15 protein-coding genes and 2 pseudogenes are annotated in these 18251 nt (G+C 46.0%); 8 read left to right on the top strand and 9 right to left on the bottom strand.

The features are described 5' to 3' along the window. Positions 1 to 273: 273 nt before the first annotated feature. From QUA25_RS17805 to QUA25_RS17790, 4 genes are all read right to left on the bottom strand, one after another. Entirely contained in the window at positions 274 to 1932 is a 1659-nt protein-coding gene (locus tag QUA25_RS17805; RefSeq protein WP_333040064.1) for an alpha/beta hydrolase, read from the bottom strand. 15 nt (positions 1933 to 1947) lie between these two features. Beyond that, positions 1948 to 2079, bottom strand: coding sequence for a hypothetical protein (locus tag QUA25_RS17800; protein WP_333040062.1), 132 nt, complete (start codon positions 2077 to 2079; stop codon positions 1948 to 1950). 360 nt (positions 2080 to 2439) lie between these two features. After that, complete coding sequence (locus QUA25_RS17795) at positions 2440 to 4443, bottom strand: cation:proton antiporter domain-containing protein (RefSeq protein ID WP_333040060.1); 2004 nt, start codon at positions 4441 to 4443, stop codon at positions 2440 to 2442. 276 nt (positions 4444 to 4719) lie between these two features. Continuing rightward, a complete protein-coding gene (locus tag QUA25_RS17790; protein ID WP_333040057.1) occupies positions 4720 to 6117 on the bottom strand; it encodes an amidase in 1398 nt (465 codons plus the stop codon). 306 nt (positions 6118 to 6423) lie between these two features. Here QUA25_RS17790 and QUA25_RS17785 point away from each other — a divergent pair, with 306 nt between their 5' ends. Both QUA25_RS17785 and QUA25_RS17780 read left to right on the top strand, forming a co-directional pair. Further along, complete coding sequence (locus tag QUA25_RS17785; protein WP_333040055.1) at positions 6424 to 7686, top strand: type IV pilus twitching motility protein PilT; 1263 nt, start codon at positions 6424 to 6426, stop codon at positions 7684 to 7686. A gap of 68 nt (positions 7687 to 7754) precedes the next feature. Then, on the top strand, positions 7755 to 8555 hold the full coding sequence (locus QUA25_RS17780) for a circadian clock KaiB family protein (RefSeq protein ID WP_333040053.1): 801 nt from the start codon (positions 7755 to 7757) through the stop codon (positions 8553 to 8555). A 339-nt stretch (positions 8556 to 8894) separates the two neighbouring features. Here the strand turns inward: QUA25_RS17780 and QUA25_RS17775 are convergent, their stop codons facing one another. Then, positions 8895 to 10535: a thioredoxin-like domain-containing protein gene (locus QUA25_RS17775; RefSeq protein ID WP_333040051.1), complete on the bottom strand. Its 1641-nt coding sequence runs from the start codon at positions 10533 to 10535 to the stop codon at positions 8895 to 8897. Between the two features lie 212 nt (positions 10536 to 10747). Here QUA25_RS17775 and QUA25_RS17770 point away from each other — a divergent pair, with 212 nt between their 5' ends. Further along, positions 10748 to 10999 (top strand): helix-turn-helix transcriptional regulator, encoded by a 252-nt coding sequence (locus QUA25_RS17770; RefSeq protein ID WP_333040048.1) that lies wholly within the window; start codon positions 10748 to 10750, stop codon positions 10997 to 10999. 145 nt (positions 11000 to 11144) lie between these two features. Beyond that, complete coding sequence (locus QUA25_RS17765; RefSeq protein ID WP_333040047.1) at positions 11145 to 11288, top strand: hypothetical protein; 144 nt, start codon at positions 11145 to 11147, stop codon at positions 11286 to 11288. Positions 11289 to 11532: 244 nt separating this feature from the next. Here QUA25_RS17765 and QUA25_RS17760 read toward each other — a convergent pair. The 3 genes and pseudogenes from QUA25_RS17760 to QUA25_RS17750 all read right to left on the bottom strand — a co-directional run. Then, positions 11533 to 11697: pseudogene (locus QUA25_RS17760) on the bottom strand (transposase family protein); the annotation flags it as partial. Between the two features lie 162 nt (positions 11698 to 11859). Then, positions 11860 to 12168 (bottom strand): transposase family protein, encoded by a 309-nt coding sequence (locus QUA25_RS29525; RefSeq protein WP_445242236.1) that lies wholly within the window; start codon positions 12166 to 12168, stop codon positions 11860 to 11862. Beyond that, positions 12146 to 12430, bottom strand: coding sequence for a transposase family protein (locus tag QUA25_RS17750; protein ID WP_333040045.1), 285 nt, complete (start codon positions 12428 to 12430; stop codon positions 12146 to 12148). Before QUA25_RS17750 ends, QUA25_RS29525 begins: the two co-directional genes overlap by 23 nt. Before the next feature lie 293 nt (positions 12431 to 12723). On the opposite strand from QUA25_RS17750, the pseudogene QUA25_RS17745 reads away from it, so the two are divergent. After that, a pseudogene (locus QUA25_RS17745) lies at positions 12724 to 13119 on the top strand (transposase family protein); the annotation flags it as partial. Positions 13120 to 13426: 307 nt separating this feature from the next. Next, on the top strand, positions 13427 to 14170 hold the full coding sequence (locus QUA25_RS17740) for a hypothetical protein (protein WP_333040044.1): 744 nt from the start codon (positions 13427 to 13429) through the stop codon (positions 14168 to 14170). Between the two features lie 180 nt (positions 14171 to 14350). On the opposite strand, the gene glmU is transcribed toward QUA25_RS17740, so the two are convergent. Then, positions 14351 to 15739: a bifunctional UDP-N-acetylglucosamine diphosphorylase/glucosamine-1-phosphate N-acetyltransferase GlmU gene (glmU, locus tag QUA25_RS17735; RefSeq protein ID WP_333040042.1), complete on the bottom strand. Its 1389-nt coding sequence runs from the start codon at positions 15737 to 15739 to the stop codon at positions 14351 to 14353. A 633-nt stretch (positions 15740 to 16372) separates the two neighbouring features. Between glmU and QUA25_RS17730 the strand changes: the two genes are divergently transcribed. Then, on the top strand, positions 16373 to 17371 hold the full coding sequence (locus QUA25_RS17730) for a hypothetical protein (RefSeq protein WP_333040041.1): 999 nt from the start codon (positions 16373 to 16375) through the stop codon (positions 17369 to 17371). A 25-nt stretch (positions 17372 to 17396) separates the two neighbouring features. Continuing rightward, positions 17397 to 18221: a sulfurtransferase gene (locus tag QUA25_RS17725; RefSeq protein ID WP_333040039.1), complete on the top strand. Its 825-nt coding sequence runs from the start codon at positions 17397 to 17399 to the stop codon at positions 18219 to 18221. Positions 18222 to 18251: the final 30 nt, after the last annotated feature.

Raw genomic sequence — 18251 nt, 5'->3', positions numbered from 1 at the left:
ATCAGAGACAGCTTAAGAAGAAAATACAGCCCTGGGGGGTAAGGGGCGTCGCCTACAATAGGAAAGCCGGCTAGTCGCAATCTGATGTCCCCTCGAACTACCACTACAAACACCTTTATTAGAGGTGTTCGAGCGGACATCAGATTATTAGCTAATAACTAATAGTGGTAAGGCTCGGACTGCGAACTCTACATAATTATGTTCTGGGTCGAGAACTCAACAAAATACTATGGTTTTTTGGCGCTTACCTACTTAACGACTAATAACTAATCACTACTTATTCCCTTGAATAAAAGTTTGCACTACTGTATGAATTTCCGGGGAAATTTCTGTTACTAGCCGCACCGGGATTGCCGAGGTGGAAGCTAATTGCGCGTATTCTGGCGTAAGAAAAACTGCATATTTGTCAGCTTCTGGAGTCAGTTGAGCGACCGTGGCTAAACTTATAGCTTTAATATAATTGCGTATGCTAACAGCTTGGTCGCCGACAACTTCATCGCCACTCATTACTGTGTTTGGTCTGCGAACTTGGTTTAAAGTTGTACTCGGATCTTTGACGCTTAAGTGGGTTGCTCCTACAAAACCGACTAGCCATTTAGGAGAGGGAATTTTCGGAAAGCCGGCAATTTGTTCGGCTAAGGCGGGAGTTGTTTTGTCTGCAGAAGATGCTACTATTAATGTGGGAATTTGAATTGCACTTAAACCAGTTTCTCCAAATAGTAATGATGTGATCGGATTCATGGCGATCGCCCTTTTAATCCTCGCATCCCGCAATTGATACTGTTCTTCGGGCAATCCGGCCGCCGCGCACTGAATGCCTTCGCCTAAGCTGAACCCAATCAAATCTCCCTGACACCTTTGTTTGAGTGCGCTCAATTGCAGTTCGGCGCCGGCCACGGACAAGGCTGTAGCGCCGCCGAAAGAATAGCCAATTATTACCGATGGGTCGATCGCGATTTTCCCCTGCAAATTATCATCAGTTTGGTTCAATTTTGTCAGTTCGTCGAGTACAAAACTGATGTCTTTGGGACGGTCTAAAAACTCTTGAGGAGCTAGCAAGGGACACTTCCCCGCCATCGCAGCATTGGTATTCGTTTCGTTGCTGCCCGGATGTTCTAAAGCTGCTACCACATAGCCGTGAGACGCCAAATGCTCGGCTAAGTAGCGCAAATCCGTGCGGACGGAACCCAACCCGTGAGAAAAGACGATCGTCGGTTTGTCGGCCGTCGCAGCTATCGACCAGTACACATCCACCGGAATAGGTCGATTGCGGGTACTATCGTTCAAATCTAGCGCCCGTACCTGCACGACATTAGGTCCGGGCTGGGTGGGATCGAAAGGCAGCTTAAACGCGGGTTTAACCGCTGCTAACTGAGGTGCGATCGCCGCCATAAAGCGCTGAGTTTGCCAAAAACTTGTGTTCATATTTCCCAAAACTGCGAAAGCTCGATCGAGATCCACCACGACCCGCGAGCTCGGATAAGACTCAATGAAACTCAATACCGATAAGCCTTCCGGCGCGTTTGCTCCCAGCAGCAGAGCCGATCGCAGCGCTTCCACACCCCCACCGTCGTGCCTGGGTATCACTGTAGTCAAATCCGTCAGGATGGCAGTGCCGATGCCCGTATTTAGCAAGTTGCTCAGGCCGACTACATTTAGGGGAATTTTCGCTTGCAGCGCCCGAAAAATCTTACTCCGCTGTTCCTCAGACAGGAGATTGGCATAAGCTTGCAGTTTGGCAGGGACTTTTCCTGTTTCTGCGAGTTCGCGCAAATCCGCAACCGATATTGACGATTCTAAAATACCTTTGCGGACAACAACCGTTTCTGCTGCTTTTAGAGAGGATGTCGCGCCGCTCAAAGGGCCGATCGAAATCGAACCCAAAACACTCGCCACTGAAGAAAACCATCTGAAATTTGGTCTGATGCTCATTTTTACCTTATTGAACTAGAGGGGGTAGATCACCATATTCTCAAAATTCTCCCAGATACCGAGATATTGTCCTAGATGCCGAGAAATTGCCTCGATCGGAGTGCGATCGGCAAAGCCTCTACGCATATTTACTGACCGATCGCACATTCCGTACCTAAGTGCACTTCTTGTGCGGGTGCTAATGATGATGAGTTGAAGGATTTTTTAATCGGCAGCCCAAAAAATACCAACTTCGCGAGTCAAAAGAGCGATCGAGTGTATTCTCTAACCGCGCCAAGGTGCGGAAATTTTGCTAGCAATTCCGTTGGATTAGGATTAAATATAGGACTTACACAATTGTCATAAGTAGGGCTTAAATTTTAGGTATGTAGTTGCGATATTAGCTTAGTAAATAGTGATTCGATTGCAACTACATACGTTTGTTTAATTTGCCAGTTAGCTTTAGTCCTAAAATATTAACCGCAGATGAATGCAGATTCATAACATCATCTGCGGTTAATATATTCCTCAAGATACAGGAAAATAAACAACCAGCATGGAAATATTTGGGTGAGTCCGGGCAATCGCTTCCGGTTCTTTGAGAGTTCCAGGTTGTTCCCACAAATTCTGTTGTTGAGAAATTGTTGTTAAAATCAGCAAATCGTGTTCTAACAAATTCTGCGAAACTAACTTGATAAAATTTCCCCCCACCCGATTTACTGGTATCTCAGAAAGAATTTCCACCTCCGCCGCACTTTTGTTGATTTGTTCCCGTTTTGTCGCCACCAACAACACTTGCAAACTCGCCTTGAGTTCCTCTGCCAAACTCTTAGCAATATCCACGGTTTCCTGAAACCCAAACCGAGTCAACTCGCTGTCAGTTACCGCCAAAATAACTCTGGCTGTATTCTGGAGAGGATCGGGAAATCGAGCAATCAGTACGGGTACGGGCGATCGCCTGATCACTGTGTCAATGATGCTGCCAAAAAAATTGTCGCGCGTCGTAGAAAATCCCTTCCAACCGCAAACTATTAAACTAGCCTCGCGTTCGGTTGCACTCCGCAGAATTCCGCGATCGATCGCATCATCTATCCTCGCGATCGGTTCAACCGCACAAGCAGCAGCATGAGCAACAGTTTCTGCAGCCGTCAAAAGTTGAGTTTGCTGCATTTTATCTGCCGGCGAAATTGCTTCCCCGCGATCGGACAAAATATGCAGCGGCAGCAAAGTTCCCTGATATCTTTTTGCTAAAATCAAAGCCAAACGCAGCAAATTATCTTCTGTATTCGGATTAGCAACAGGCACTAAAACTCGCTCTCCCCATGAATGCTTTCCCGACGTAGCGGTCGGCAAACTCGACCCCGGCTGCTGCATTTCTTGACCCCACCGAGATACAATCCAAGGAGAAGCGACACAAGTTACTAAAATCATGGCAATGATGCCGTTCACCGTTACGCGATCGACCAATTTAATGTCAAAAGCAACCGTAATCGCCGCCAAAGTAGAAGCAGCTTGAGCAACAGAAAGACCGAACATTACCATAATGTTCGGAAACTCAAAACCAAATAATTTCCCCGGTAGCCAAGCTGCCAAAAACTTGCTCACCACCTCTGCTAAAATCATCACCGCCGCCACTAACAAAGACTGCGGCTGCTTCACCAAAATTAGCGGGTCAATTAACATCCCCACAGAAATCAGAAAAAACGGCACAAACAGCGTGTTGCCAATAAACTCAATCCGATTCATCAGCGGACTCATTTTGGGAATAATTTGAGTAATGGCAATTCCCGATAAAAATGCCCCAATAATTGCCTCAATTTCAATTAGTTCTGCTGCGTAAGAAACTAGAAATAGGGTAGCCAATACAAATATAAATTCCGCATTCTCGTCGTGTCCAAATTTCTTAAAAAACCAGCGACCGATTTTGGGGACTCCCCACAAAGTAGCAAAAGTGTAGATAGCAAGAGATGGAATGAGAAATAGCCAAAATTCGAGAGTTAGATTTCCTTTGAAAGCTTTAACAACAATTGCCAGCACCAACAGTCCCAACACATTCGTAATTAAAGTCCCCCCCAAAGTCGTAGTAATAGTCTGAGTTCGCATCAATCCCAATTTCGTGAGAATTGGCAGCGCTAATAGCGTGTGCGTAGCAAAACAAGAAGCGACTAAAATTGAAGCTAGCCAGCTATATCCCAACAGCAGCATTGCTCCTGTCCCCAATATCATCGGCAACGAAAAAGTAGCCAGCCCAAATATGACAGCTTTGTCCGCATTGAGTTTAAGGTCGTCGAGGCTAGTTTCCAGTCCCGCTAGGAACATCAAAAACAGCAATCCTACAGTACCTAACAAAACAATAGTAGCGTCTCGTTGCAGCAAATTGAGACCGTTGGGCCCGACAATTACGCCCGCAATAATTAACCCGACTATTCCCGGTAGTCGCAAGCGCTCAAATAACAGAGGCGCGAGTAGCATGATTGCTAAAAGAACTAGAAAAACGGGAACGGGAGCGGTAATCGGCCCGGAAGTTAACATACATTTCACCCTAAATATTGGCAGCGAACTGCTATTATATTTAAAATAAAATAATCACAATATCTATCAATCTAAAGAGGTATTCTCAATAAATTACAGCGTAATTGGTAATAAGTAGGACTTGCCCGGAGAAACCCTATTCCTTGGCAAAATAGGGGTTTTAGGACGAGAAATTATTGAAAAAAACCCGGTTTATCGTTTCCGAACCACAAGTCCTGATTGGGAATAATACCCATAAACAAGGGAAACGTGCTTGCTTTTATGCCTTGCTCTTGTCTATTTAAAATCTAAAACCGGGAAAGGTTTCGCCGCTTCCATCTGTGCCGCTAAAGTAATTAAAGTTGCTTCCGCCGCAGGCCGCCCGATAATTTGAATTCCCACGGGCAAACCGTTGTTATCTAAAATGGCAGGAAGTGCGATCGCAGGCAAACCGCTAGCATTAAATGGCGGACAAGGAGCAACCCAATTAATGATCCGCTGCAAAGTTTCTTCAAAACTCAAATCCGCCCACTCTCCAACCCGGATTGGCGAGTGCATATAAGTCGGCAAAACTAACACATCAAATTTTTCAAAAAATCCCACAATCCGCCGTGAAATCACCTGCATTTGATTCACCGCCCGCAAATATTCCCCAGCGGAAATAGTTCTTTCTAACAGCCAGCGATTCATCGGTTCCAAAGCAGCGCCTGGAATGCCACTTGCCGCCGCCCCAGACTGCCAAATTGCGATAAACGGTTCGATTAAACCCGTAAAATCTGGGCATCCAGGTTCGACATCATGACCCAAATCTGTCAGTAACTTGACGGTTTCGAGTACCGCTTGCTGACAGATAGGCGCAGCCTCGCCCACAGGGGAAATAGTCGTAGAAAACGCAATTCGCAGCTTACCCTGCTGTTGACGGGAAGCCTCTAAAAACGTCGGATTTGAATCTGGTAGCCAGTACGGATCGCCTGTTGTGTAGCCTGACATCACATCCAAAAGTGCGGCGGCGTCAGCTACTGTGCGCGCCAGGGGGCCGTTGGCAGAAATGCCGCTGAGGTAATCTCCGACAGGTGCCCAGGAAACTCGCCCCCGCGACGGTTTAATGCCCACTAAACCGCAGCAGGAAGCCGGCCCTCGAATCGAACCGCCGCCGTCTGAACCTTGGGCGATCGCGCACAAACCCGCTGCTACAGCCGCCGCTGAGCCGCCGCTGGAACCTCCGGGCGTATAGTCTAAATTCCAGGGATTGCGCGCGGGCGGGAAACCTTCTGGTTCGGTGTAAGGTAATGAGCCAATTTGAGAGGTGGCTGTTTTGCCCAGAATGTTAAATCCCGCTGCTTTGATCCGCCATACTACTGACTCGTCGTAGGCAGAGATGTTACCGAGCAAAGCCTGAGTGCCGTATGTACACGGAACGCCGGTAACTGGTGTCAAGTCTTTAATGGCGATCGGCACTCCGAAAAAAGGTGGCAATTCCTGTGGCTTGTTTAACCCCGCTAGTTTTTCGGTTTGAGATTTAGCTAGGGCGATCGCACGCTCTGCCGTTACCGTAAAATAACTGCCCAGCTCAGGGTTTAATCGATCGATCCGTTCCAAGTAGAGATTGACAATTTCTAAAGGCGACACTTCCAGGGTGCGGATCGACTCCGCCAACTCCAGAGCTGGAGTAAAAGCCAGATCGACAGAATTCATCGGTTTAAGTCCTTAATTGTTGGATGAAGTATCAATTTATACTGTTTTAGTGCGGAAAACTCTTTCCATTAAAAAATTACTTCAAAAATGTGGAAAATCCCTATTTGGGCGTAGATAAAGAGTGAGCGCATCCTCCTATTGGCAGAATATTTCCTTTGTATTGCACCAGTAGAAACTGATCTTGCGATAGACTGAGGAGAGCAGTTAAGCTTTTGTGCAAGAGACGCTCTTCGGGCGATCGGCATTGTCCAACTCCCACAAATCATCTGTTCGAGTCAGCCTTCTCACCAACTTAAGGTAGCGCATATGACACAGCAGCATCCGCCAGCTCCTCGCCCTCCCGTACCCGGAGCTCCCCCACCGCCAGGAATGCCCCGCCCTCCAGCTCCAGGGATGCCCCCCAGAGCAGCAGCAATGCCGCCCGCACCGCCGCCCGCACCAGCACCAGCACCAGCACCGCCGCCGCAATCCTTCGCCACACCTAAAAGCCCGAGCTTTAGCAGCGGCGGATCTCCGACTTTGAAAGAGCTAGTCCTCCGAGCCAAAGATGAAGGAGTATCCGACCTTCACCTCGGCGTAAACGAAGTGCCTCGCTTCCGCACGCGGGGCGAAATTGCCGACATCGGCTATCCACCAACAGATTTAGATACGTTTTTTGGCTGGTTGCGCGAGTGCATGAGCGATGAAGAAATTGAAATTTTCCAAAAAACCCTAGACTTTGACGGCGCTTTCGACTTCGGGTTCGTGCGGATTCGGATCAGTTGCATGGACTCCTTGGCCGGCCCGGCGATGGTGCTTCGGCTAATTCCTTCCAAAATAATGACACTGGAGGAATTGAAGCTGCCGGAGGTCTTTAAGAAAATATGCGGCTACCACAAAGGGCTGATTTTGGTGACGGGCCCGACAGGTTCTGGTAAGTCTACCACCTTGGCTGCGATGATCGATTACATCAATAAGAATAAAGCCTACAATATCATCACGATCGAAGACCCGGTAGAATTCGTACACGAAAGCAAAAAATCTTTGATCAAGCACCGGGAAGTCGGCAGGCACACGCTCAAGTTTATGAACGCTCTCAAAGGCGCTCTGCGGCAAGACCCGGACATGATGCTAGTAGGAGAAATTCGGGACAGAGAGACGGTGGAAATCGCCCTCAAAGCCTCTCAGACAGGTCACTTAGTTGCAGGAACCCTGCACACCAACAGTGCGATTAAAACCCTGAACCGGATTCTGGATATGTTCGGGCCCGAAGAACAGGAAGCCATACGGGTTTCCATTTCCGAATCCCTAGTGGCGATTATTGCTCAACTGCTGTGCAAAACCACAGACGGAAAGCGGGCTGCTTTCCACGACGTTTTGATCAATACCGACGTGGTTAAGGAATACATTCTGAAGGGCCAGAATGAGGAAATCAATCAAATTATGATCAAAGATACTTATGAAGGCATGACGACTATGAATAAGTCGCTCTACGGTCTTTATCAAGAAGGTCGGATTACTGAAGAACTTTGTGTAGAGAACTCGCCGTACCCGAACGAAATGGCTCAGATGCTCCGAGGTCGAGTCTAAAGGTCGAGTGTTAACAGTTAAAAGTTAACACTTAACTGTTAACTTTTAACTTTTATTGGTGTAGTGAATTGAAAGTCGATCGCCCCATTTTGCCGGATTTTTTCAAAGGAATTGCGCTGTTTACACCAGGGGGAGACTTAATCTATTGCATAGACCCCCGCAAGCAAACTCGGTGGCACTTGCAGTTGTGCGTAGCTCTACAGGAGATCCTCGGTTTGTCGGAACCCCCGCATTTTCTGATACCTTGCTACACGGCAACCGTTGACTGCTGGCTCGATCCAGGCGATCGGCAGGTGCGGCTTGCTGCCGAGGCTTACCCCCCCGTGCTGCGACATCAAACGCTGCTGAACGCCATTTTTGGGACTGGTGACTTAGTGTGGCATCCCCGGAGCGAAGAAATGTGCGAACCGATGGCGATTGCTACTTATCACGAACAATTCCCCGAACTTTGGGAAAATCACGACTTAGTTGTACAGTATGCGAGTCCCGAAGCTCGATCGGACTGGAGCAGTTCGATAGTAACTCCCTTGGGCTTTCCGCAATCCCAGCAGACTCGGCTGCCCAAACCAACAGCACTTACCCCACCGCCACAAACTCAAGGGTACGTTTTGCGTCTGTTTGTTTCCGGCAGCAACCCCAGCACTGAACGCACCCTGGAAACTTTACACCAGTTTTTAGAGAAATGCCTCGATCGTCCCTACACTTTAAAAGTAATTGATGTTTTGAAACATCCAGACCAAGCTGAGGCAGATCAGATTTCAGCAACTCCTACTTTGATTAAAATCTGGCCGAAACCGGTGCGACGAATAGTCGGTGAATTGAATGATGATGAAAAAATAGTGCGGCTGCTGAGCTATTCGGAATTTTAGATTGGGGCGAGGATTTTTGCGATTATTTAATACGGGCGATCGGGGTTTTAGTAGCGATGGAATTAACAACATTTAGTAATTCAGTCCTGGACGCAAAAAGTGGTTTGGCGTTCTACTTATATCGGTCAGGTGTTCTTCTCCCCTGTACCCTAAATATAAAGGTTCTGCATCCAGGACTGAATTGCTGTTGAGACACTACACTCGCCACGAATAATTAGGGTAACTTACTTTGCTGGAAAGTTGCGGTAAGGTGCGCCGAAGAGCACCCTACGTTACCACAATCAATCTGGCAATCAGGAGAATTGAAAACCGTGCCTGATGTCAAAAAGGTCGATCGGCTTAATCAGGAAGACAAACATCCGGAGCGCACAAACTGGGGAAATCCAAAGTTGTGACTTCCAGCGTATCCAACTCAACTCGCCGAATTACATGATTGTTCGTATCAGCAACAAACAAATGAGGCCCGATCGCACTCAACCCTGAAGGTTCAAAAAATTGAGCCTTGAGACCTTTAGCATCAACCAAACCTGCTTTACCATCTCCAATCATTGTTCTGCACGTACCGCCCCGGTGGTCGATCCGTTTAATTTTGTGATTGTAAGTATCAGCCACCCAGAGGTAATTTTGAGCGTATTCAACACCCAAACAGTGCTGCAATCTTACCTGATCGCCGCGACCATCTTTATCCCCAAAACCAAACAATTCACCGCTACCGCAAACAGTGCGAACCTTCGGGTCTTCATCTATACCCACAGCACGAATCGAACTAATTTCGCTGTCGGCAACAAACAACTCCGATCGATCCGTAGCGAGCCCGCTGGGCTGAGAAAAAGCTGATTCTGCAAGATTCCCGTCCACACAGGATTCTCGGCCAATACCCGCATAAGTGCCGATCGTGCCAGTGTCTAACTGCATTTCCCAAATTTGGTGGGAACCCGCCATTGCAATAAAAAGTCTATTTCCAACTCTTTCTAAATCCCAAGGCGAATTCAATTGCGTTTCTAAACCCTTGCCGCTGCGGGGTGAAATTTCGTGACTTTGTTCGCCGGTACCAGCAACAGTTTCCACCCGTTGAGTCGTAAAATCAATCTTTCTGAGAGCATGATTTTCCGTATCAGCAACATATAGAATTTGACTTTCTGCATCAAAAGCCATACCTTGAGGTGCAAAAAACTCAGCCTCTTCAAAGTCCCCATCAGTTAAACCCGGTTTGCCACTACCGATGACGTGCAGCACCTCACCTTCGAGGGTGCTGACAACAATCCTATTATGTCCTGAATCAGCAATAAATAAGCAAGAACCGACTAAGTTTTGTATGACTGAATTAGCAGGCCCGGGCAATACAGTTTCATCTACAGATTCATTTTCCTGACTCATTTCGCCCAAAAGCGCGACCTGTGGGTGAAGCTGTTTTGCCTCCGTTGCAGCGATCGCAAATGCCAGCACTTTACCGGGAAAAGCCAGCGGTGTTGATACAGGTTTGCGCTGTTTTTCTAAGCGAAAACTGAGTTGTTTAAAGTTAAGTGCATTTTTATCTTTGTATTCAGCAATTAACTTGCCAACTAACTCGTCAAGTGCTTCTCTATTGCCTTCACCCGAAACAAAGCCGACGACATAACTTTCAGGATCGATCACCATTAAAGTCGGCCAAGCGCGAACCGCGTAGCTTTGCCAAACTTTCATGCCGCTGTCAACGATTACGGGATGTTCGATATCGTAGCGGAGGATAGCTTGGCGGATGTTTTCTACTTCTTTTTCGTTTTCAAATTTAGCCGAGTGAACGCCGATAACCGTGAGGGAATCTTTATATTTTTGTTCGAGGTATTTTAAGTCTGGGAGGACGTGCAAGCAGTTGATGCAGCAGTACGTCCAGAAGTCGAGGAGGACGACGCGCCCTTTTAAGGATTCAATGGATAAAGGTTTCTCGGTGTTTAACCAGGGGTAGTTTCCGGGGAATTCTGGTGCTCTGACGCGAGGCATGGCATCTCCTGGGTAGGATGTGAATGATTTTTTTACTTCTTTAATTTAGCGGGAAGTTTCCCGGCATGGGGAAAAAGCTGGTTAAACCTGGGCTTTTGGACACAGCCAAGATGCCATTGCCACCAGAGGGGAGTGAGTTCAGTGTTCATAGAGCCACCTTGAATACTTTAGTCTGTAGCACTTTTGTATTCAAAACCTTACTATTTCTCTCTATGCAGCCTAGCAAACTAGACCAAACTTTAGGATTAGAAATACAACGTCGTCGCATAGAGAAACGTTGGTCCCAAGAATATCTGGCAGAAGTCACAGGCCTGCACAGAACCTATATCAGCCAGCTTGAGCGAGGGCTGAAAAGTCCATCTGTTAGAGTTCTTAGTCACATTACAAATGCTCTGGACATAACAATGGGTGAATTTTTACGAGTTGTAGAGGAACTCTTGAGTGCTGACGGAAAACGAGATTGAAAGATTGAGGCAAGCCATTATTGCTACCATTGCATCTCCAGTTATAGGCTTGATAGAGGATTATACTTGGGAACCTATTTTTCCTTAGACCTCTTGCAAAAGTCTCCAATAAGGGCAATAGTGAGGTGATTGAGAGGAAAAACTGATGACTTACGAACAACAAGTGCAAAGCTTAAAGCCAGAAGCCTTTAAGAAATTATGTGGCGTTGGGTCTACAATTTTTGCAGAAATGGTGTCAGTAAAGCGAACAACAGAAACGCAAGAAACGGAAACCCGGTCGTCCACCTAAACTGAGCTTAGAAGATCAGGTACTACTGGCATTACAATATTGACGAGAGTACCGTACCTACTTTCACATTAGACCTCTCCCATAATTCCAATCCCTTTCCCCGCTTGGTTTCTGGCGGACGGTTCCCGCAGGGACAGTCGGCCAGAAACCAACGCTTCCATAAGGGTTTCAACGGTCAAGCGATAAAAACTACCCAATTTGATGACCTAAATTTTACTGTTTTTTTTTCAGCTTGTGGGGGCTTTTATTGACACATAACGATCGCACCTATTCGCGATCTTACTAATCCACATACCACCAAAATTACTCTCGCGTAATTTTTTGCTCTTAAGCGAAATCTTTCTGATGCTACTCTCCATATCTTTAGTAATCTAATTAGATGCTCGACAAAGATTCTTTTTTGAGCCTTTGACTTATTCGCTCTCTATGCAAGCAGGAGTCAGAACTCCCTGACGATGTTTTTTATGAGTAGTATTAATTAATGGTCGAGTGCATAAGCTTTATCCCCTTGAAAGTTTTGTGAGGTTTCTCATGACGCTTGCTGCTTTCTCCAAATGTTTATGTCGGCTGTTTATCCGGTTTCTCCTACTACTACGTCAACCCTCTCTTTACCGGATGGCATGACTATTACCTGGTTCTTTTTAGTATGTCTCTTTTGCTTGCCAGAGTAATTTTTTTTCTGCTCTTCATTGTCCGTAGGTCTTTGTATGGGCTGCTGGTAGCTATCTACTATCAACTCAACTTCTTTCAAAATTTCCCGCACCCATGCCCGAGCGGAATCATTTTTTTTTACTTGTTCTAACAATGAAGCGGGTAATAACTCTCTTAAAATCTTTACCCAGTGGTGAAAAATATAATTAGCGTGGAGTACCCATGCCAAATTGTACCCCAAGTATTTGAAAAGTAGGTAAGTTATGCAGGTACACTAATGTCAAAAGAATTTGGTCTGATCTCGTTAGTTTAGGAGAACGACCGCTGCCAGGTTTGATGAGCCGACTTTTCTGATTTTCTTGCTGTTTTTTGTGGCGGTCGTACAGGTTTTTTGCCTTGGTAATTAGTTCTATTAGTTGGTCGGACTCTATCCCCAACATTCTTTGAGTGTCCGATGGATGATTTTCCAGGTATTCTCGGAGTTTGCTCATCTTTTTGGGGTATAAAATTCCCTTATAATTTAAGAGCGATCGGTCAACCATTTCTTTTTGGGAGATGTCTATTGCTCAAAGCTGGAACATCAATGAATCCACTGCGTTCCGGCAAGTGAGGCACGTAGAGAATACATTGATTCGTTCAGGTCGGTTTAGCTTACCCGGAAAGAAAGCACTGCCACAACCTGACTCAGTTTTAGGACTGGTTGTGGTCGATGTGACCGAAAGTCCAGTCGAGCGTCAAAAAAAAAACGACAAGTGTTTTCGGGCACAAAAAAGTATCACACCTTGAAGTCACAATTAGTGGTCAATCAAAAGACGGGAGCAATTATTTGCAGAGCTTCGTGGTAAAGGCAGAAGGCATTCCTTGTGACTATTCATTCTTCAGTAAAGTCAGGCTAGCCACTACAATTAAGCTTTGGCGTGACAAGGGTTATCAAGGAATTGGGAAACTTCTTGCCAATAGTCAGATCCCTACTAAAAAGCCCAAAAGCTCTAATTTATCTAAGGTTCGACGGCAGGAAAACCCTACTCTGGCAAGCCAACGTATTGTCATTGAACACGTCAATCGGAAACTGAAAATTGTTCGGATTCTGTCGGAACGTTACCGAAATCGCCGACGTAGATTTGGTTTATGCTTCAACCTGATTGCAGGCATCTATAACTATGAACTTAACCTTTCATAATGACTTTTGCAAGAGGTCTATTGATTTAATCATCCACAGTGGCTCTAAGTCAAGCGAGAATAACCCATTCAGCTATGAACAACTGTCCGGAATATTGACTTTAAATCACGGAAAAGTATCTTAAACTCAGCTGCAGGTAAACTCGCGACCTTGGTTGTCTGCGAGAGCTTTTAGTGCTAATCTATTAGCACAATAAAAGGGGTCATGGTAGAGGACGACTTCAAATAATATATAAGTTAACAATTCTGCTCATCCGGGTCAGGAAGTCGATCTGTAGCCTCATTTTTGGAATCACAAGGTGAGATAAATGAAAATAATCAAGCAAACAGCAAGTGAATTAATAATTCAGACTCAAAGCATATTTGATTTTTGGTTGCCTAGTTGTTTATTCATAGCCTTTGGACTGTTCGGGCTGGCTTTTGATTATCATAAAGCAACCCTGAGCTGCCAGCGATTGCAGGCCAAACAAGGAAATTGTCAGTTGGTGCGATCGAATTTACTGGGGTCGAACATCAAAGAAATTGAGCTTGCTTCTTTGCAGGGAGCTAAAGTTCAAAGATGCGGCTATAAAACCAGAGTGGTACTTTTGACTTCTGTTGGCTATGTTCCTTTCACTGCTAACTCCACTAATTGGGGAAGCCAAGACGCTGTTGCTTCTGACATCAATTTTTATGTTAAAAATGCCAAAGATCGATTGCTGCGCTTAAGCCAAGAAGATCGCTGGTTGGGATGGACAGGAGGCATATTTTTGCTCGCAGCAGCCGCAGTGATCGTCTTGAGAAATAATGAAACCTACAGCTTCGATGGAAATTTAAAAACCTTGACTGTTAAACAGCAGGGTTTGTTGGCGCGTAAAGTAATTGAATACTCTCTGTGCGAGATTTATGGCGTGGAAGTCGATCAAACCAAAGATCGGCAGAATGACACTTGGTACGAAGTCAGCCTGTTAGTTTGTGGAGGATCTCGCATATCCCTGCCCAACACTATGAACCTCTACCAGCAAGAAAAAATTGCCAAAGCGATTAACAACTATCTGCACGCGCAAAAATAAGACAAAATAGCCGATCGCGATCAACCCGATTGCTCAAGCTTGCCGACTTACGCAGAAACCGGGTTTTTTACCAAAACCTCCCCTAGAGCGCGATCGCTTCCGTTATAAAAACCCGGTTTCTTTGGTATCGAGTGCGAAACTAGCGGGTGAAAACTTATCATCTAAAAAGTGAACAATCGTTCACTTTTTAGGTTCTTTCAACTTCCAACCTGGTTTGACAACTTGCCGGGAACGGGCAATTACTAAACAATCATTCGGCACATCTTCTGTCACCACAGAACCCGCAGCTACAGTAACATCTTCCCCCAAAGTTATCGGTGCAACCAGCACGCTGTTAGAACCCGTTTTACTCCGATCGCCTATTTGAGTTTTGTGCTTGTTTTTTCCGTCATAATTCGCCGTAATTGTCCCAGCACCGATGTTGACTTTTTCTCCCAAAGTGGCGTCGCCTAAATAAGACAAGTGAGCGACATTAGTTCGATCGCCTATTTGAGTATTTTTCAATTCTACAAAATTGCCGACGCGGCAGTTCGCCCCAATTTCTGCGTGTCCCCGCAAGTGGGCGTAAGGGCCAATTCGCGAATTTTCAGCAACCATGCTGTCAGAAACCACCGAATAAAGCACAGTCACATTTTCCCCAATCTGACTGTTTTCGATCAAACTGCCGGGGCCGATGCGACTCCCAGAGGCGATCGAAGTGTTTCCCCGCAAGTGAGTTTGCGGTTCAATTACCACATCCGGCTGCAACTCTACGGTATCGTCAATGGTGATGCTGTTGGGATCGAGCAGCGTCACTCCCGCCGTCATCCACTTGTCCTTTATCCGCGTTTGCAAAATATCGCAAGCTGTGGCTAAATGTTTGCGATCGTTAATTCCCAATATTTCTTGATAATCTTCTACATCCACCGCCATCACCGGACTGAGGAAATTTACCGTATCAGTTAGGTAATATTCTTTTTGGTCATTATCTGCCTTCAATTCTGGCAAAATTTTCTCTAAATCAGGCCAATGAAAGCAGTAAACACCTGCATTAATGCGGTGATTTTGCTTTTGAGCTTGTGTGCAGTCGCGGTCTTCGACAATTTGCTGGACTAAGTTTTGACTGTCGGTAAATACTCGACCGTATCCTTGGGGATTCGGCAAATTAGCTGTCAATAAAGTAGCAGAGTTTTGGTGCTGTTTGTGAATTGCTATCAATTGTTTGATAGTTTCTGCCCTCAGCAAAGGTACATCCCCATTTAAGACCAGCAAGTCTCCTTGAAATCCCTCTAAGTGAGGCAGCAATTGTTGGATTGCGTGACCTGTTCCCAATTGTTCGGTTTGTTCGACAAATTCTAGGGGAGGAGATTGAAGATTTTTCCCTGATATTTCTTGACCTCGAATCAGGGATTCTTTAACGAGTTCGCCTCGATAACCGACGATGACAAGTCGCCTGGTAATTTGAATTTCTTGACAACTTTGCAGGACTCGCTCAACTAGCGATCGACCGCCCAATTCGTGTAGAACTTTGGGTAAGTCAGATTTCATGCGCGTGCCGCGTCCAGCCGCTAAAATTGCTATTGCTACCATTGTGCGATCGAGTTATTTGCTATAAAAACTTGAATATTGACAAACTGATGATATCACTCGCTGTCCGTCGATGGCACTGCGATCGCACAAATTTTTCATCTAAAAATTCTCATCTGGCATCCGCGCGATCGAGGATTTTTCCAGCCGGATGCTGGTTGTAGGGGCGATGCTTGCAATATCTCGACTGGCGCGCCCGGTATCAAAAACCTGGTTGCAGCAGTATTTGGCGGCTGAGCAAGACGACTTGCATTCCTCACTACAAACCTGAGTTCGTTTGGGAGTAAGGACTGCGAGTCTTTTCCCAAGGGCTGGGAGGGGGAGCGAGAGTGATAATTTGCGTCTTTGGGCTGGGATTTGCCACGATACATTATACTATTTGTTGAATTTCAGTGAGGGTGTTTTCAACTTTAAAAAAATTATTTCTGACTTTTTCTATTAATTCTGCCTTCTATAGCAACCGCGCCCGAAGGTTAAGACGTTCTTAATTGCTGAAACATGAGCTATCATATTGCTTCTGACTTCTCTGCTAAATAACTAAAGCCTTCTGACTTCTTCCATCCGTTACATCTGTTACGTAATCCGTTACCGAACTTCCTTCTGCCTTCTACATTGTGCATTATCAGGTGTCTAGCTATGACAGAGCTTAATTTTCAGGAACTTGCCAAGCAGGGAAATCCGCAGGCGATCGCATCTTTGCTAAACAGCCATTTGCAATCTGAAGGCATCACCGCCTCCGCGAATCTCGACGGCGACTGTTTGGATGTAATTCTTGAGGCCGAGCAGGTACCCAGAGAAAATACATTAGTTGATTTAGTCCGCACCGAGTTGACGAATTTGCAGCCGGATTCGATTCGCAAAGTGAAGGTTGAAGGCCGAGAAAGCGGTCAGATTTCTGCTGCTTGGAGTCAAGAGTTTAGTTTGGAGAACAGTAATTTTGAACCACAGAGCTTTGGGGGAGAATCTGTGCCAAATACTGCGGTTGCTAATATGGACGATCGCACAGAGATGGAGAACAATTTTGAGGAGGACAAGCCGCCGGAACTTGCTGCCTTTGAGAATCGGCTGCGATCGACTTTCATTGTAGTCGGGCTAGTAACGGGTATGTTGGCGATCGCCGTGGTGGCGTTTGTCGGTAAAATTTTGAACCAGCCAGCAGCAACTGCGGGGGAGAATCCCGATGAAACAGCAAATTTAGCAACTGCACCAGATACTTTTCGAGAAGCCGTTAACAGCGCACTCAAAGCAGCAGAATTAGGCCGAGCGGCAAAAACAAAGGAAGATTGGACTACAGTTACCGATCGGTGGCAAGAAGCGGTCTCATTAATGAGAAGAGTACCAGTTTCTAGCCCCAACCATCAACTAGCTCAAGCAAAAGTAATCGAGTATCAGAAATATCTGCTTTACGCTCAAGAAGCAGCAGTAACTCCCCCTCTGCCAACTCCAACTCCCGCACCAGCCGAAAAATCACCTGCGGAAAAAGCAACTCCTAAAAAATCCAATTCGCCAAAAGAAACTTCGGAGAAAGCAACTACTAAAAAATCCAATTCTGAAAATAGAGCTTCAGAGAAAGCTACTTCTAAGAAATCTCCTCCCGACCAAGCAGAATCCGAGAAAAAATCTCCTTCTAGATAATGTTAAAATATAGATTTGAATAATTATGACTGACAACACTTTAATCGTTTCTCCTGAATGGTTAGCCACCAATACGGACAATCCGCAAGTTGTAATCATTGACTGTCGGTTTTCCCTGGCAGACCCTGAATTGGGACAAAAACAATATCAAGAAAGCCACATTCCCGGAGCTTTCTATTTAGATTTAAACCGCGATCTTGCGAGTTCAGTGGGCAAACACGGCGGTAGACATCCCCTACCAAATATTGAAGAATTAGCTGAGAAGCTGAGCGCGATCGGCATTAATTCACCAGAAACTTTAGTCGTCGCCTATGACGATTCGCGGCTAGCTTTTGCCGCTCGTTTGTGGTGGCTGCTGCGATATATGGGACACAGCAAAGTCGCTTTGTTAGACGGCGGTTTCAGCGGCTGGAAAGCGGCGGGCTATCCAGTAACAAATATTTTGCCAGAACCCCGGGAGGGTAAATTTGTGACCCACTTGCAGCAGCATTTGGCGGTAGATATTGAGGCTGTAAAAGAGCGTAAAGACTTGCGGGGAAATGTTTTGGTTGATTCGCGAGAAAGCGAGAGATATGAAGGTTTGCGGGAGCCGATCGACCCCATTGCAGGTCACATTCCGGGTGCGGTTAACTATCCTTGGCAAGGGGTGACTGATGAAACTGGAAAAGTGCGATCGGCATCCGAACAAAAACAGCGGTGGACGGAATTAGAAAAAGCCGAAGAAATTATTGTTTATTGCGGTTCCGGGGTGACGGCTTGCGTTAATTTACTGTCTTTAGAAATCGCCGGAATTCCCGATGCTAAACTTTATGTCGGTAGCTGGAGCGACTGGTGTTCTTATCAGTTGTAGGGCCCAAGAGCAAGATGATTGTTGACTGTT

It is taken from the genome of Microcoleus sp. Pol17C6 (assembly GCF_036701145.1).
Lineage (GTDB): Bacteria > Cyanobacteriota > Cyanobacteriia > Cyanobacteriales > Microcoleaceae > Microcoleus.
This window is presented reverse-complemented; position numbering and strand designations above follow the sequence as displayed.